Below are 15,409 nucleotides of genomic sequence, written 5' to 3' on the forward strand. Positions count from 1 at the left end.
GGTGTATAGCCACGACGGCCGTGCCACCCGGCCCCGCCCAGCCGATGGAATCGGGGAAGCGGCCGTGAGTCAGCGGCCGCGCCGGTGCCGGGCGCTGCTGGGCACGCGGTCGGTGCGAGCGACAGGACACGATATGGAGAAGCTCGGGATCGCGGTGGTAGGGGCGGGTTACTGGGGGCCCAATCTGATCCGCAATTTTCGAGGAAGCACCGACTGGGAACTGCGCGCCGTCTGCGACCTGGACACCGAACGTGCCCGGCAGGTCGTCGGCGGCTCGGACCTCCTGGTGACCGCGGACCTGGATGAGGTCCTGGCCCGCGAGGACGTCGACGCGGTCGCGGTCGCCACACCGGCCCGCACCCACCGGCCGATCGCCGAGCGCGCCCTCCGCGCCGGCAAGCACGTGCTGGTGGAGAAGCCGCTCGCCTCCTCGGTCGCAGACGGGAGCCGGATGGTCGAGGAGGCCCGCTCACAGGGCCTGGTGCTGATGACCGACCACACCTACTGCTACACCCCGGTCGTCCAGAAGATCCGGGAGCTGGTCTCGAGCGGGTCGCTCGGCGAGATCCTGTTCGTCGACTCGGTGCGGATCAACCTGGGCCTGCTCCAGCCCGACGTCGACGTGCTGTGGGACCTGGCTCCGCACGACCTCTCCATCCTCGACTTCGTCCTGCCGGGCGGACTCCGCCCGCTCGGCGTGGCCGCCCAGGGGGCCGACCCGCTCGGTGCCGGGAAGAGCTGCGTGGGCTATCTGACCCTGCCGCTGCCGGGCGGCGCGATGGCCCACGTGCACGTCAACTGGCTCAGCCCGACCAAGATCCGGCAGATGGTCATCGGCGGCAGCGAGCGCACCCTGCTCTGGGACGACCTCAACCCCCAGCAGCGACTCAGCGTCTTCGACCGCGGCGTCGACCTGATCCAGCAGAGCGTGGACAGCGCCGACCGGCGGACCGCGTCCATCTCCTACCGGCTCGGGGACACCTGGGCCCCCGCCCTGCCGGAGCGGGAGGCGCTCGGCGCGATGGTGGCCGAGTTCGCGGCCAGCATCCGTGAGGAACGCGCCCCGGTGACCGACGGCGAGGCCGGTCTGCGGGTCCTCTCGGTCCTGGAGGCGGCGGCCACCAGCCAGCGGGCCCGCGGGGCTCAGGTGGACGTCGTCCCAGCCGACGTCCCGGCTCTGGAGATCGTCCGATGAGCGCGCTGCAGGGGGCCTCGGCCCTGGTGACCGGCGGGGCCGGCACCATCGCCTCCACCATCGTCGACCAACTCCTCGACGCCGGTGTCGCGCACGTCGACGTCCTGGACAACCTGGTGCGCGGCCGGCGCGCCAACCTCGATGACGCCCTGGCCTCCGGGCGGGTCCGGCTGGTGGAGGGGGACATCCGCGACCGCGACCTGGTCGGCGACCTCACCCGCGGCAAGGACCTCGTCCTGCACCAGGCCGCCATCCGGATCACCCAGTGCGCCGAGGAGCCCCGGCTGGCCCTCGAGGTGCTGGTGGACGGCACCTTCAACGTCGTGGAGGCGGCCGCGGACGCCCGGGTGGACAAGCTGGTCTACGCCTCCTCGGCCTCGGTGTACGGCCTGGCCGAGGAGTTCCCGACCGGGGAGCGGCACCACCACCACAACAACGACACGCTGTACGGCGCCGCCAAGTCCTTCAACGAGGGCCTGGTCCGCAGCTACCGGGCGATGACCGGGCTGGACTACGTCGGGCTGCGCTACTTCAACGTGTACGGCCCCCGGATGGACGTGCACGGCGCCTACACCGAGGTGCTGGTGCGTTGGATGGAGCGGATCGCCGACGGCCTGCCCCCGGTGATCTTCGGGGACGGGCGGCAGACGATGGACTTCGTCTGCGTGCCCGACATCGCCCGGGCCAACATCCTGGCGGCCGGTGGCGACGTGGTCGAGGGCGTCTACAACATCGCCAGCGCCACCGAGACGAGCCTGCTCGACCTGGCCGAGGCGCTGCTCCGGGTGATGGGCTCCGACCTCGGCGTCCAGCACGGACCCGAGCGCGCGGTCAATGGCGTCACCCGGCGCCTGGCCGACATCTCCGCCGCCCGCCGGGACCTGGGCTGGGAGCCCCGGATCGGCCTGGAGGACGGGCTGCGGTCGCTGGTCGAGTGGTGGGCACCGCTGCGCGAGGAGATCGCGGCCGGCCGGGAGCGGGTGGCCTCATGACCGGACTCCTGCCCGAGGCGGCGCTGACCCGGATCAGCGTGATGCAGCCCTGGCTGGGCGAGGACGAGGTCGCCGCGGTGGCTGAGGTACTGCGCTCGGGCTGGGTGGCCCAGGGGCCGAAGGTGGCCGAGTTCGAGGCGACGTTCGCCCGGCGTCTGGAGGCCGCGCACGCGGTCGCCACCTCCAGCTGTACGACGGCCCTGCACCTGGCCCTGGTCGTGGCCGGTGTGCAGGCCGGCGACGACGTCGTGGTGCCGAGCCTCTCCTTCGTGGCGACGGCGAACGCGCCGACCTACGTCGGGGCCCGGCCCGTCTTCGCCGACGTGGACGGGGTCACCGGCAACCTCACCGCCTCCGGCGTGGCGGCGGTGCTCACCCCGCAGACCCGGGCGGTGATCGTGGTCGACCAGGGCGGCGTACCCGTCGATCTGGCCCCGATCCGGGCGCTGTGCGACCCGCGCGGGATCGTGGTGATCGAGGACGCCGCCTGTGCCGCGGGCTCGCTCTACCGCGGTCATCCCGCGGGTGCCTGGGCGGAGCTGGCGACCTGGTCCTTCCACCCGCGCAAGCTGCTCACCACCGGGGAGGGCGGGATGCTCACGACCTCGCGGCTGGACTGGGCCGAGCGCGCCCGCCGGCTCCGGGAGCACGCGATGAGCGTCTCCGCGGCCGAGCGGCATGCCAGTGTGCTGGCCCCGCCGGAGCGGTACGACGAGGTGGGGTTCAACTTCCGGATGACCGACCTCCAGGCGGCCGTCGGCCTGGTCCAGCTGGACCGGCTGCCCGCCATCGTGGAGCGGCGACGGGAGCTGGCCGCCCGTTACGCCGAGGCGATCGCCGGGATCGACGGGCTCCGGCTGGTCGCCGACCCGCCCCACGGCCGGACCAACATGCAGTCCTGCTGGGTGGAGGTGGGCCGGTCCTACCGGACCGACCGGGAGGGGCTGCTGGCCGAGTTGGCCGAGGCCGGCATCTCTGCGCGACGCGGGATCATGGCCGCGCACCGGCAGCGGGCCCATGCCGCCGCGGCCCGGGAGGCCGAGCTCCCCGAGACCGACCGGCTCACCGACACCACCCTGATCCTGCCCCTGTTCCATCAGCTGACCACGGCCGAACAGGACCGCGTCATCGCCGTCCTCGCCCGACCCGTCCGGGGAAGTCAGGGACCATGACCGGCCTGGTGATCGCCGCGGCCGGCGGTCTGACCCGGGAAGTGTTGGTCATCCTCGCCCAGGTGGGGGACTACGACGAGCTGGTGCTGCTCGACGACGACGTCTCCACCTGGGGGAGCGTCATCGGTGGCGCGACCGTGCTGGGTCCCACCGACCTGGTCGTGGACCGGCCCGACCACGAACTGCTGGTCTGCGCGGGCATGGGGGCGACCCGTCGCCGGATCGTGACCGCGTGGGCCGCCCTAGGCGTGGACCCCGCCCGTTACGCGCGGGTGGTGCACCCGGCGGTGGAGGTGCCTATCGGGTGCAGCCTCGGCCGCGGGTCGATCGTGCTCGCCGGCGCCGTGCTGACCGCCGACGTGAGGGTGGGGCGACACGTCGTCCTGATGCCGCAGGTGGTGCTCACCCACGACGACGTGGTCGACGACTACGCCACCCTCTGCGCCGGGGCGACCCTCGGCGGTGGCGTGCACGTCGGCGAGGGGGCCTACCTGGGCATGAACTCCTCGGTCCGACAGAACCTCACCGTCGGTGCCCATTCCACCCTCGGGATGGGCTCGGCCCTGCTGACCGACCTTCCACCGGCCGAGACCTGGGGAGGCATCCCGGCGCGCCGGCTGCGGACCCCGCACCTGCCCGCCGCCCGTTCCTCGACCGGCGACCCGACCCAGGAGGACCCCGCATGATCCCCGTTCCCTTCCTCGACCTGGCGGCGCAGCATGCCGAGGTCGCCGACGAGGTGCGCCTCGGCTGGGAGGAGGTCTGCGCCCTGACCGCCTTCGTCGGCGGCCCGGAGGTGGCGGGCTTCGAGCAGGAGTACGCCGACTTCCTCGGGACCCGCCACTGCGTCGGCGTCGGCAACGGCACCGACGCGCTGGAACTGGCCATGCGTGCGGTCGGCGTACGGCCCGGGGGCGAGGTCGTGATCCCGGCCAACACCTTCATCGCCACCGCGGAGGCGGCCTCCCGGATCGGGGCCACACCGGTCCTGGTCGACGTCGACGAGGAGTATCTGCTGCTCGACCCCGATGCGCTCGAGCGGGCGCTCACGCCCCGCACCCAGGCGATCGTGCCGGTGCACCTGTTCGGGCAGACCGCGCCGATGGAGCGGGTGCTGCCGATCGCCGAGGCGGCCGGCGTACCGGTGATCGAGGACGCCGCCCAGTCGCAGGGGGCACGTCGCCAGGGGCGGCCGGCCGGGTCCTTCGGCACCGTGGCCGCCACGAGTTTCTACCCGGGGAAGAACCTCGGCGCCGCCGGCGACGGTGGGGCCGTCCTCACAGACGACCCCGAGATCGCCCGGAGTGTCCGGCTGCTCTCCGCGCACGGGTCCCTGACCAAGTACGTCCACGAGGTGGTCGGCCTCAACTCCAGGCTCGACGCCGTCCAGGCCGTCGTCCTGCGGGCGAAGCTGGCCCGGCTGGAGAAGTGGAACGACCTGCGCCGGCAGGCGGCCGACCGCTACCGAGAACTGCTCGACGGCCTCCCGGGTGTCCGGCTCCCCGCTTCTGCTCCGGGCAACGAGGACGTGTGGCACCTCTACGTCGTCCGTATCGCCGGCGGCGAGCGGGACCGGGTGCTGGCCGAACTCGGCGAGGCGGGCATCGGCGCCGGCATCCACTACCCGACCGCTGTGCACCTCACCCCGGCGTACGCCCAGCTCGGGCTCGGCCCGGGCAGCTTCCCCGTCGCCGAGCGGGCGGCCGGAGAGATCCTCTCGCTGCCGATGTTCCCGCACCTCACCGCCGAGCAGCAGGAGCGGGTGGCCGACCGGTTGACCCACGCCGTGCGGCCGGCGGGCGGCCCCGGCGGTGCGGCCTGACCATGGTCGAGACAGCCGGATCGGGACGGCCGGGGCGAGCCCTCGTCTGGAGTTTCGCCAACACCGCGTTGGCCCGGTTGGGCACGCTGGCGATCTCGGTGGCGCTGGCGCGTCTGCTCGGTCCGGCCGAGTTCGGCACGTACGCCGTCGCGCTGGTCGCGCTGATGGCGGTGCTGAGCTTCAACGAGCTCGGTGTCAGCCTGGCGATCGTGCGCTGGCCGGATGACCCCGCGAGGATCGCGCCGACGGTGGCCACCATCTCGGTGGCGATGAGTGCCGTGCTGACCGCGATGGCGATCTGGGCGGCCCCGTGGTTCACGGGCATGATGGGCGATCCGGCGGCGACTCTCCCGGTCCAGCTCCTCAGCCTCTGCGTGTTGGTCAACGGACTGGTCGCCACTCCTGCGGCGCTGATGCAGCGCGCCTTCCGACAGGACCAGCGATTGGTGGCCGACCAGGTCAACACCTGGGTCGGAGCGCTGGTCTCGATCGCGCTGGCCGCGGCCGGGCTGGGTGCGCTCGCCCTGGTCGTCGGCCGACTGGCTGGTGCGGCCCTCTCCGGGCTGCTCTTCTGGCACTACTCGCCGCTGCCGTACCGCTTCGGCCTGGACCGTGAGCTCGCCCGCCGGCTGCTCGCCTTCGGCGTCCCGCTGGCGGGTGCGAGCATGGTCGTCTTCGCCGTGGGCTTCCTCGACCAGCTGGTGGTCGGCCGCGTTCTCGGCCCGGCCTCCCTCGGCGCCTACGTGCTCGCAGTGAACCTGGCGGCCTGGCCGGTCACGCTGCTCTCCCTCCCGCTGCGGGCGGTGGCGCCGGCGTTGTTCGCTCGGATGCAGCACGATCCGGCGCGGATGCACCGGGCCTACGGACAGGTCCAGCGGCCTCTGGCAGCGGTCGCCCTGCCCGGCTGTGTCGCCATCGCCGCGTGCGCCCCCCAGCTCGTCGCGGTCGTGTACGGCGAGGCATGGTCCGCGGCCGGACCGGTGCTCCGCTGGCTGGCGCTGTTCGCGGCCCTGCGGATCGGATTCGAACTCTGCTACGACTACCTGGTCGTGCTCGGCCGCACCCGGGCGGTCCTCCGGGTCCAGCTCGCCGGGCTGGTAGCACTGGTACCGGCGGTCTGGCTGGGCCTCCGGGAGGCGTCGCTGGCCGGCGCGGGTGCGGCGCTGGTCGCGGTCGCCGTGGGCGTGACGTTGCCCCTCTACCTGGTGGAACTGAGGCGGGCGGGTCTGGGACCAGGTCCGGTGCTCTCCGCCTGGGCTGCGCCCGCGGTCGCCGCGGTGCCGGCCGCCGGCGTACCCCTCGCGCTGACCGCAGCGGGATCGTCGGACCTGGCGGTGCTGCTGGTCGGTGGGACGTTCTCGGCTGCGCTGGCGGCGGCGCTGCTCCGATGGCGCCGCGGCGACCTCGCGGTGTGGCGCCTCCAGGACGGGACCGACGAGCGCACGGAACCGGTCCCGGCCGCTGATCCGCGGTGACGCCATGAGGATCCTGGTGTCCCCGCACAGCATGGAGATCGGCGGCAGTCAGACCAACGCCATCGAACTCGCCGCCGCCTGCCGCGACCGCGGTCACGAGGTGGTCGTCTACGCGGACCCCGGCCCGCTCTCGGACCGGGTGCACGAGCTCGGCCTCGAACTCCTCCCACGCCGCCGGGCCCGGATCCGGCCCGGCGTCGAGACCGCGCTGGATCTGCGCCGGCTCGTCGTCGAGCGTGGCTTCGAACTGCTGCACGGCTACGAGTGGCCCCCGATCCTGGAGGGGTACGCCGCGGCCCGGCTCACCCCCCGTGCGGTCGCGGTCGGCACCGTGATGTCGATGTCGGTCGCGCCCTTCCTGCCCTCCGGCCTGCCGCTGGTGGTGGGGACGACGCGGATCCGTGACCACGTCGCCCCCCGGCGGCGGGGCGAGGTGGCGCTGCTCGAGCCGCCGGTCGACACCCGGCTCAACGCCCCCGGCCTCGACCTCCCGCCCCCCGTGGAGCTCGACCGTGACGCGCTGACCGTCACGGTGGTGTCCCGCCTTGCCCAGGAGATGAAGCTCGAGGGCATCCTCAGCGCGATCCGCACGGTCGACCGGCTGGCCGACGTACGCCGGATCCAGCTGCTGATCGTGGGGGACGGTCCCGCGGGCGACCAGGTCCGGGCGGCCGCGGGCGAGGTCAACCGGCGGCACGACCGCGACGTCGTGCTCGCGGTCGGCGAGTGGCCCGATCCGCGCTGGGCCTACGCCGCGGCGGACGTGTGCCTCGGCATGGGCGGCTCGGCGCTGCGCGCGCTCGCCTTCGGCAAGCCCCTGGTGGTCCAGGGGGAGCGCGGCTTCTTCGAACTCCTCACCGAGACGTCGCTGCCGACCTTCCTGGAGCAGGGCTGGTACGGGGTGGGACCCGGACCCGAGCACGGCGAGGGTCGGCTGGAGTCGGCCCTGGCTCCGGCGCTCGACAGCCCCGCCGTACGCGGCGAACTGGGCGAGCTGGGCCGCCGGTTGGCGGTGCAGCGCTTCGGGCTGGACACCGCGGCGGGAGTCCAGGAGCGCATCTACGCCGACGCGCTCGCCGGCCGAGACTCCCTCGCCAGCACCGTCGGCGACGCACTTCGGTCAGGCGTCGGACTGCTCGACTACAAGGTTCGGCGCCGCCTGGACCGGGCCCGTGGGCTGGCCGCTCGCGACGACTTCAACGCCCGCCCGGTGTGAGTCCGGATCGGCAGGCCTCCGCGAGCCCGCTGACACGGAGGAACTCGGCGGCCCGCTCGGACCAGTCGTGCTCCGCCGCCGCGGCGCGCCGGGCGGCGACCCACCCGGGGGTGACGCCCTCGGTGAGCGCCGACCGGATCGCGGCGACGAACTCCTCCGGCGACCGGCCGGTCCGGATATGGGGTGTGGCGAGACCTTCGACGGCGGGCAGCGGGGTCGAGACGGCGGCTCGACCGGCGGCGAGGTACTCCAGGGTCTTCAGCGGGAAGCTGGCGCGGTTGAAGTCGTCCTCGACGTACGGTGTGACGCCCACATCGACCATGCGGAGCCAGGCGGGCAGTTCCTCCCACGGCTGCTGACCGGTCCAGTGCACCCGCGGATGGGCCAGCAGCCGATCCAGCCGGTCGGGCTCCCAGGAATGCTGGCGCGGGCCGACGAGCAGGAGGGAGAGCCCGGCCGCGGGGATGGCTTCGAGCAGGGTCAGATCGATCCGCGGCGAGAGCTGGCCGATCATGCCGACGACCGGTCGGGGCAGACCGAGCACGGTCTCCGGCTCGGCGTCGAGCCCGTCCGGGGTGTGTCCGTCCAGGTCGGCGTAGTGGGCGAGGTCGCAGCCGTTGGGCAGGACGAAGCCGGTCCGTCCCCAGCGCCGGAGGATCTGTGGCGAAACGGCCCCCACCACGTCGGCCTGGTCCAGGCGGCGGGACTCCAGCCGGCCGAACCTGTCCGGCGCCTTGCCCATCAGCCCGGCACCCGCGACGAAGTCGTCGGTGGCGTAGTAAAGGGTGCGGACGCCCGGGAGGGCGGTGAGATCGGGGTGTGGGGAGGTCGAGACCACCAGATCGGGATGCCTCTCCAGCCGGGCGACCGTGCGGCGCAGGGTCTGGCGGACGAGCGCCGTCGTGAAGGGCGCCACCCCCCGGCGGAAGGGCAGGGGCGGACCGACCGGGCGGAGTCGGAGCAGACCTGGACGTTCCTCGACGAGTGCAGGGCGTAGCCCCTGCCCGGTTCCGCGGCTGCGGATCACCGACCGCGCCGGGTCGACCCACAGCACATCGACGTGGTCGAGAAGCCGCTGGACGAGCTGGCGGTCGGTGCCGGCGATGCCCTCCCAGCTCACTCCGGCCAGCCAGACCACGAGGGGACGCGGGTCCGAGCCGATCCCGCGGGCGGAGTTGGGGGAGGACGATTCCATGGGGCTCACCTCGGGAGCAGCGAGTCGGAGCAGTCCAGCTCGGCCGGCCGCCGGCGGGGGCGCAGCAGGCTGCGGATCGCCTCGCGGGAGAAGTCCTGTCCACGGAGCACCCAGGAGACCTCGCTGGCCAACAACGCGGCCAGGTAGGCGCAGGCCGCGGGCACCGAGTGCCTGCGGCGGTAGAGGCGGAGCCGGTTGAGCACCTGCATCGCGTGGATCCTGGCCGAACGACCGGACTGTCCGCCGACGTGCCAACACACCGCCCGCGGGTCGTACCGGGTGGCGAGGCCGGCGTCGCGGGCGCGCAGGCACAGATCGGTCTCCTCGGAGTAGAGGAAGAAGGACTCGTCCCAGCCGAGTCGGTCGTGGCACTCCCGGGAGATCAGCAGTACCGCCCCCAGTGCCCAGTCGACCCGGCGCGGCTCCTCGTAGGCCGCCCCCGCCGGGATGCGTTCGGTGAGCCACGGCAGCCCCGTGCGGTTGAGCCCGAGCGCGCGCGGGAGGGTGGGCTCGCGTCCCAGCGAAGGGAAGAGCGCCCCCTGGTCGTCGAGCACGCGGGGCGCAGCGATCCCCGTGTCGGGGAGGCACAGTGTCTCGAACAGTGCGGGGACCGAGTTCGCCCCCAGACGCACGTCGGGGTTGAGCACCAGGATCGGGCCGTGGCCGGCCAAGGCGGCCACGCCCGCGTTGATCCCGGCGGCGTATCCCCGGTTGGGGGCGCGTACGACGAGGCAGTCGCCTCGGGCGGCGACATGGTCGGCGGTGCCGTCGGGAGAACCGTTGTCGACCACGACCACCCGGGCGGGCAGGCCGCCCATCGCGTCGGGCAGCGAATCGAGCAGCGCGTCGATCACGTGGCGGCTCCGGTAGGTGACCACCACCACGTCGATGGGCTCTGCCAGGCTGCGGGCCACCTCGGTCTGCTCGGTCACGGCTGTACCTCTCTTCCGTCCCGCGGGCCACCCAGCCAGGTGTTGTCCCGCCACTCGTTGCCGGCTGCGCTCCAGGCCGTGACCGGCCCCCAGCGCCCGGCGCGCGGGAACCCCGCGGTGGAGAACCTGTTCCCGATCACCCTCAGGCCCAGGCCGGTCGACGGGCCGGCGTAGAGCGTGTAGCCGCCGCCGGCCAGGATGTTGTTCTGCAGCAGGCCGGCCGAAGGCGCGTACCGCGGATCCCCGATCCACACCGCGGAGGTCTGGGCGTGCCGGTTGAGGATCCGGTTGCCCATGATCCGCCAGCCGCGGTAGCCGTCGGCGGTCACGCCGTCGTAGTGCGATCCGCTGTGGCCGGCGAGTCGGTAGATGAACGAGCGCCGCAGCACGCACAGATTGCTCAGTCGGACGCCGTCCTCCACGTCCATCACCCGGATGCGGATCGCCCGGAAGGAGCCGACCTCGTCGGCGGCCAGGCCGGCGAGCGTCGCGCCCGGGGTGCCCTGGATCGTCGTCCACTGGATCGTGGCCCGCTTGCCCCGGACCAGGATGCCGTAGGAGGCGCCGGAGTAGACGTGGACGTTCTCGACCAGGACGTCGTCGGCCTCGATCGTGAGTTGGCCGCGGATCCGCAGATTTCGGACGACGGCGCCGTCCCGGGTGACCGTCCTGGACCCGACGGTGCGCATCGGGCCGCGTGCCCCGGTGTTGTGGATCGTGGCCCGGAACGGAGGCGGGGCGGACGCGGGGGTCGACACCGGTGAGGGCGCCGGCGCCGGCGCCGAAGCCGCTTTCGCGGAGGCGTTCTGCTGCTGGGAGTCGCGGGGGTCGAGCAGCGCCCAGGTGCCGAGGAGCGCGCCCACGAGCAGCACGACGACCACGATCACCCCGATCCGCCGCTGGGTCCACGTGACGTGCTTCAGCGTGGCCATGACGCCTCCTGGCGCTGATCGGGGGTTGACTGGGCCGGCGTACCGGCCCGCTCGAGCCGCTCCTGCCGCTCGAGTCGGTACGCCGCGCCCGTGAGGCCGACGACGATGAACAGGATGGTGGTGGCCACCGGGAAGCTCAGCCCGTCGTAGGTGCCCAGTCCGAACGCGGCGGCGGCGACCCCGGCGGCCAGGCCCTGCGCACGCTCGGCGTGGGCGGGGCCGCAGGCGATCAGCCGGGCCTGGCGGGCGGAGAGGAAGGCTGCCGCCAGCACCGCCAGGAAGGCGAGCAGGCCGATGACGCCGAGCTCGATCAGGGTGAGGAGGTACTGGTTGTCGAGGATGCGGTAGCTCGGGAGGAAGGTGGAGCCGCCGCGGCCGAACCACAGATTCCTGCTCACGAACTCCCCGACCAGTTCGTAGGAGCCGGTGCGGGACGCGATGCTGCCGTCCTCCCCGGCCCCGCCGAACAGGCTCAACAGACTGCCGGTCAGCCCAGGAAGCGCGATCACGACGAAGCCGAGGATGCCGAGAGCGCCCGCGAGGGCGTAGAGCCGGGTACGGGCCGACCAGATGGCGGAGAGGACCGTCAGCCCGACCAGCGTGGACAGGACGGCCGAGCGGGAGTTGCACACCACCATGCCGACGGCGAGCAGGAAGACGCAGACCCAGGGCCCGATCCGACCGGCCGTGGGGTGGCTGCGTGCCCGGGCGATCGCGACGGGGAGCAGGGTCGTCAGCACGGCGCCGAACTCGATCGGATGCAGCGTCGTGCCGAAGGGGCGGGTGAAGCTGCCTCGGATGGACAGGTCCCCGAGCGGGATGTTGAGTTGCAGTCCGGGGACGGTGAACCACCGGATCAGCGGCGTGTTGAACACGAACTGGCCGATCCCGAGCGCGGCGAGCAGCGTGCCGGCCAGGACCAGGCGCCGGAGCATGGCGTCCAGCCGCTCGGAGTCGGGCACCCCGTCGTGGGCCAGCAGGGCGACACCGAGCCAGCCGCCCAGCGAGACCAGGCCGAGGGTGGCACTGCTGCTCTCCAGTCCGGTGATCGGTCGTGACATCGCTACGGCGTAGCTGGCGCAGAAGCACAGGAACAGTCCCAGCAGGGCGATCCGCACGGGTTGCACCTGCCACGGCGCCGACCAGGCCCGGGCGGTGTGGAAGTACATCCACCAGCACAGACCACCGACCGCCAGCACCTGCGCCGGGGTGCCGGCGCCGCCGAGCGGACCGATGACATAGCGGGACTCGATCGCGAAGGCCAGGACCAGCACCGCGGTCAGGTAGGTCACCGCGTCCAGCCGGCCGTGCCGATGGCGGGGGGAGAAGGGCGCCGCACGCATGGCTACTCGCCGCGTCGGCGGTGCCCGCCGGCGAGTTCGGCCTCGAGGTCGTCCAGCAGCTGCTCGGGTGACTCGTCATCGACATCCGGATCCGGCCGCGCGCGCGCCGCCCTCCTGCCGCCCCGCGCCCGGTTGGGGGAGACGACGGAGTCGACTGCGGCGGGCGCTGTTGCCGGGTCGGCGTCGGCTCGGCCGTCCTCGGCGGCGCCGGGGTCCTCGGAGTCAGACTCGGGCAACGAGTCGGAAGGTGAGTCGGTCGTCTCGTCGGCGGTCAGGTCAGCCGTCTGGTCGACGGTGGCCCGGCCGTCCTCTGAGTCAGAGTCGGGCAACGAGTCGGAAGGTGAGTCGGTCGTCTCGTCGGCGGCCTGGTCGACGGCGGCCAGGCCGTCCTCGGAGACAGAGTCGGGCAACGAGTCGGAAGGTGAGTCGGCCGGCTCGTCGGCGGTCTGGTCAGCCGTCGGGTCGGAGGCTGCGCTGGGATCACCGTCGGGTCGACGGGACGCGCGCCGCAGCAACAATCCGTCCACGGCGGCGACGGTCAGCAGGCTGAGGGCAAGCAGTCCGGCCGCCAGCATGCCGAGCACGCGGAGCCGGGTCGTCTCCACGGTGTCCGGGGCGCTGTCCTGGGACACCATGACCATGGTGATCTGCCGGTTCTCCGCGATGTCCACCTCCTCCTGGAGGTGACGCAGGGTGCCGGGCAGTCGCTTCAGCACGGTGCTCAGCATGCCGGCGGCTCCACCGGGAGTGTCCGCGGTGGCGGTCACAACCAGGATCGGGGCGCTGGTGGTGAAGTCGGCCTCCACGAGGTACTCGGCGCCGGGGACCGCATCCTGGATCTTCTCGGCCACATCCGCGGACTGGATCGACCGTGACAGCACATCCGCGGACTGCTTGAGCCCGCCGAGACCCAGATAGCGGTTCTGGCTCGGGTCCTCGGTGCTGACGGGGGGCACCAGCACCACGCTGGCCTCGGACTCGTAGGTCGGCTTGACCAGGCCGAAGGCGACGTACCACAGGCCACCGCTCACCACGAGGCACAACAGCAGGAGCCACCACCGCCGCAGGCAGCTGCGCCAGACATCACGCAAATACATGACGGCCTCCCTTGTTCGGGGTATGTGGCGGAGGGATCGCCCCAGGGAGGGGCGCCCTTCCTAGAGTGAGGGCGACCCGAGCAGGCGAAGGGGGCTGGCGGTGACCACTGCCGAGGTGATGCAGGTGCTCCGCCGGCGGTTCTGGGTGGTGCTTCTGGTGCTGGTCGGTACGGCAGCGGTGCTCTACTCGGTGCATGCCAGGCCGGGTGTCTACAGTTCGCGCGTCGACGTCGTCCTGATCGCACCGCCCGCTGCTACCTCGGCCACCGACGCGTCGCTGGTCTCCTCCTCCGAGAACCTGATCGCGCTCGCCGGCCTGGTCGAGCGCCGGGTGAACGCAGGCGTCGAGAAGCCGGCCGCGACCAGTCAGGAGGTCGACCTCGCCGGGATCGGCATCCAGGACGGCGTCCTGCTCACCCTGCCCAACGCCGGCGGCCAGTGGAACTACAACTTCACCTCGCCGATGCTCAGTGTGCAGGCGGTCGGACCGGACCCGGACGGGGTCGCCGAGCGCCGCGATGCCGCCATCGCCGATGTGCGACGTGCCCTGCTCGAGCTTCAGCAGGAGGAAGGGGTGCGTCCCGAACGCCGGGTCTCCACCCGGGTTGTGCCGGCCGCACCACCCGTCTTCTACAACCGTGGCTCGGACCTGCGTGCCGTCGCCACCGTGCTCCTGATCGGTGGCGTCCTGGCCGTGGCGGGAGCTGTGCTGGTCGATCATCTTCTCAGGCGCCGTCGCTCTCGGTCCGTGCAGGAATCAGACGAGCACGCGCCCGTCGCTTGAACTCGGCCGCGCGGCCGCTGCGCTGCACCAGGGACTTCGCGGTGCGGACCGTGGCGTCCTGCCCGCGGAGGGCGGCACTGAGCATCAGCCCGCGGGCGCCGGGGGAGAACAGCAGGACATCGCGCACCGAGCTGGCGTGGGTGCCGAACCGTGCCTTGTAGTCCGCGTCACCGGGGCCGTAGTCGATCGAGGTGATCTCGGGGTCGGCGCAGGAATCCTCGAGCAGGCGCCGCAGGACGTAGTAGCCGAGCCGGAACTGCGCGAACTCCGGGTCGAATCCGGGCGACCCGACGAGCAGGTCACCGCCTCGGACGACGCCCCACCAGAAGGCGGCCGGCCGGTCATCGACGTAGGCCATCCACACCCGGAGCCACCCGTGTTCGGCGGCGGCGGCCAGCAGTGCGCGTTGTACCGGCTGGTCGGCGAGGCTCACGCCGAGACCGGACTGGTAGGACCGTGCGGCGACCGCCTCGACGTCCGGGAGCCGGTGCAGCTCCTCGGGCCGATCGAGCCGGCGCAGGGTGAGCCGTTCGCCCAGCACCCGACGGACCTTGTTGTCGTCGTAGCGGATCTGCCGCCGCGACTTGGCCGAGCGTGCCGCCAGCAACTCGTCCCACGAGGAGGGCAGTTCGGTCGTGTGCAGGACCACCTCCGGGCGCGCGAGCCGGGTCCTCGCGCGGCCCGTCGCCATCGCCGCCCGGTACAGGTCGCTGTCGACGTCGACCTTCTGCAGCACCACCACATCGGCGTGTCCGGCGCGCAGGGCGCCGTCCAGCGCTCTGATGACCGTCTCTGCGTCGGCGGGTCCGTGGGTTCCGAGGACCCCGCCGAAGGAGACCACCAGGCTGCGGGCGCGCGGGCCGGGCACTGTCCGGTACCCCACCTGTAGATCGAAGCGCTGCCGGACCAGTCGGGAGACGACCAGGCCCGGGGCGGCGTCGGGTAGGGGCACCGTCAGCACCCAGGGCCGGATCACCGTCGGATCGGCCGAGACCACGGTCAGGAAGTAGTCGAGATCGGAGTCCACCCTGGAGGCCCCGGCCGCAGCCCAGGTCTCGCGCAGGGCCTCGACCTCTCGGATGCTCGACGCCACCCCGGGCACCGCGGGGGCGGTGACCGAGCGCGATCGGACCGCCTTGCCCATCCGGGCCGGTGTCGTCGTCATCGCCATCCTCGCTCCGGCGTTCTCGTCGGCTGGTGCACGACTGGGGCCTGTGTCCCGATTGCACCCGTTCGGGCGGCGCGGGGCGATGC

General features: G+C 72.8%; 14 protein-coding genes. 8 read left to right on the top strand and 6 right to left on the bottom strand.

Features of this window, described 5'->3' with window-relative positions; genetic code table 11:
• Positions 1–133 precede the first annotated feature (133 nt).
• From G515_RS0106235 to G515_RS0106265, 7 genes are read left to right on the top strand one after another with little or no spacing between them, the layout of a single operon-like run.
• Positions 134–1,195: a Gfo/Idh/MocA family protein gene (locus G515_RS0106235; RefSeq protein WP_051217929.1), complete on the top strand. Its 1,062-nt coding sequence runs from the start codon at positions 134–136 to the stop codon at positions 1,193–1,195.
• The gene (locus G515_RS0106240; protein WP_028659471.1) at positions 1,192–2,187 is read left to right on the top strand and encodes an NAD-dependent epimerase/dehydratase family protein; all 996 of its coding nucleotides are present in this window, start codon (positions 1,192–1,194) and stop codon (positions 2,185–2,187) included. The genes G515_RS0106235 and G515_RS0106240 overlap by 4 nt, the downstream gene beginning before the upstream one ends.
• Entirely contained in the window at positions 2,184–3,359 is a 1,176-nt protein-coding gene (locus G515_RS0106245; RefSeq protein WP_028659472.1) for a DegT/DnrJ/EryC1/StrS family aminotransferase, read from the top strand. The genes G515_RS0106240 and G515_RS0106245 overlap by 4 nt, the downstream gene beginning before the upstream one ends.
• On the top strand, positions 3,356–4,045 hold the full coding sequence (locus G515_RS19795) for an LbetaH domain-containing protein (protein WP_051217930.1): 690 nt from the start codon (positions 3,356–3,358) through the stop codon (positions 4,043–4,045). The genes G515_RS0106245 and G515_RS19795 overlap by 4 nt, the downstream gene beginning before the upstream one ends.
• Positions 4,042–5,181 (top strand): DegT/DnrJ/EryC1/StrS family aminotransferase, encoded by a 1,140-nt coding sequence (locus G515_RS0106255; RefSeq protein ID WP_036554413.1) that lies wholly within the window; start codon positions 4,042–4,044, stop codon positions 5,179–5,181. The genes G515_RS19795 and G515_RS0106255 overlap by 4 nt, the downstream gene beginning before the upstream one ends.
• A 2-nt stretch (positions 5,182–5,183) precedes the next feature.
• The gene (locus tag G515_RS23895; protein WP_036554417.1) at positions 5,184–6,656 is read left to right on the top strand and encodes an oligosaccharide flippase family protein; all 1,473 of its coding nucleotides are present in this window, start codon (positions 5,184–5,186) and stop codon (positions 6,654–6,656) included.
• Between the two features lie 4 nt (positions 6,657–6,660).
• Positions 6,661–7,872 carry a glycosyltransferase gene (locus G515_RS0106265; protein ID WP_028659474.1) on the top strand — a complete coding sequence of 404 codons (1,212 nt, stop codon included), beginning with the start codon at positions 6,661–6,663 and terminating at the stop codon, positions 7,870–7,872.
• Here G515_RS0106265 and G515_RS0106270 read toward each other — a convergent pair.
• From G515_RS0106270 to G515_RS0106290, 5 genes are read right to left on the bottom strand one after another with little or no spacing between them, the layout of a single operon-like run.
• A complete protein-coding gene (locus G515_RS0106270) occupies positions 7,853–9,067 on the bottom strand; it encodes a glycosyltransferase (protein WP_028659475.1) in 1,215 nt (404 codons plus the stop codon). The two genes, G515_RS0106265 and G515_RS0106270, sit on opposite strands and share 20 nt — an antisense overlap.
• 5 nt (positions 9,068–9,072) lie before the next feature.
• The gene (locus G515_RS23465) at positions 9,073–9,999 is read right to left on the bottom strand and encodes a glycosyltransferase family 2 protein (RefSeq protein WP_051217931.1); all 927 of its coding nucleotides are present in this window, start codon (positions 9,997–9,999) and stop codon (positions 9,073–9,075) included.
• Positions 9,996–10,931, bottom strand: coding sequence for a right-handed parallel beta-helix repeat-containing protein (locus tag G515_RS23470; protein ID WP_028659476.1), 936 nt, complete (start codon positions 10,929–10,931; stop codon positions 9,996–9,998). The genes G515_RS23465 and G515_RS23470 overlap by 4 nt, the downstream gene beginning before the upstream one ends.
• Complete coding sequence (locus tag G515_RS0106285; RefSeq protein ID WP_028659477.1) at positions 10,919–12,274, bottom strand: O-antigen ligase family protein; 1,356 nt, start codon at positions 12,272–12,274, stop codon at positions 10,919–10,921. The genes G515_RS23470 and G515_RS0106285 overlap by 13 nt, the downstream gene beginning before the upstream one ends.
• A gap of 2 nt (positions 12,275–12,276) precedes the next feature.
• The gene (locus G515_RS0106290) at positions 12,277–13,371 is read right to left on the bottom strand and encodes a hypothetical protein (RefSeq protein WP_028659478.1); all 1,095 of its coding nucleotides are present in this window, start codon (positions 13,369–13,371) and stop codon (positions 12,277–12,279) included.
• Positions 13,372–13,471: 100 nt separating this feature from the next.
• On the opposite strand from G515_RS0106290, the gene G515_RS0106295 reads away from it, so the two are divergent.
• Positions 13,472–14,155 carry a YveK family protein gene (locus tag G515_RS0106295; RefSeq protein WP_028659479.1) on the top strand — a complete coding sequence of 228 codons (684 nt, stop codon included), beginning with the start codon at positions 13,472–13,474 and terminating at the stop codon, positions 14,153–14,155.
• Here G515_RS0106295 and G515_RS0106300 read toward each other — a convergent pair.
• A complete protein-coding gene (locus G515_RS0106300; RefSeq protein WP_169570456.1) occupies positions 14,097–15,320 on the bottom strand; it encodes a GNAT family N-acetyltransferase in 1,224 nt (407 codons plus the stop codon). The genes G515_RS0106295 and G515_RS0106300 overlap by 59 nt on opposite strands.
• Positions 15,321–15,409: the final 89 nt, after the last annotated feature.

It is taken from the genome of Nocardioides insulae DSM 17944 (assembly GCF_000422825.1).
Lineage (GTDB): Bacteria > Actinomycetota > Actinomycetes > Propionibacteriales > Nocardioidaceae > Nocardioides > Nocardioides insulae.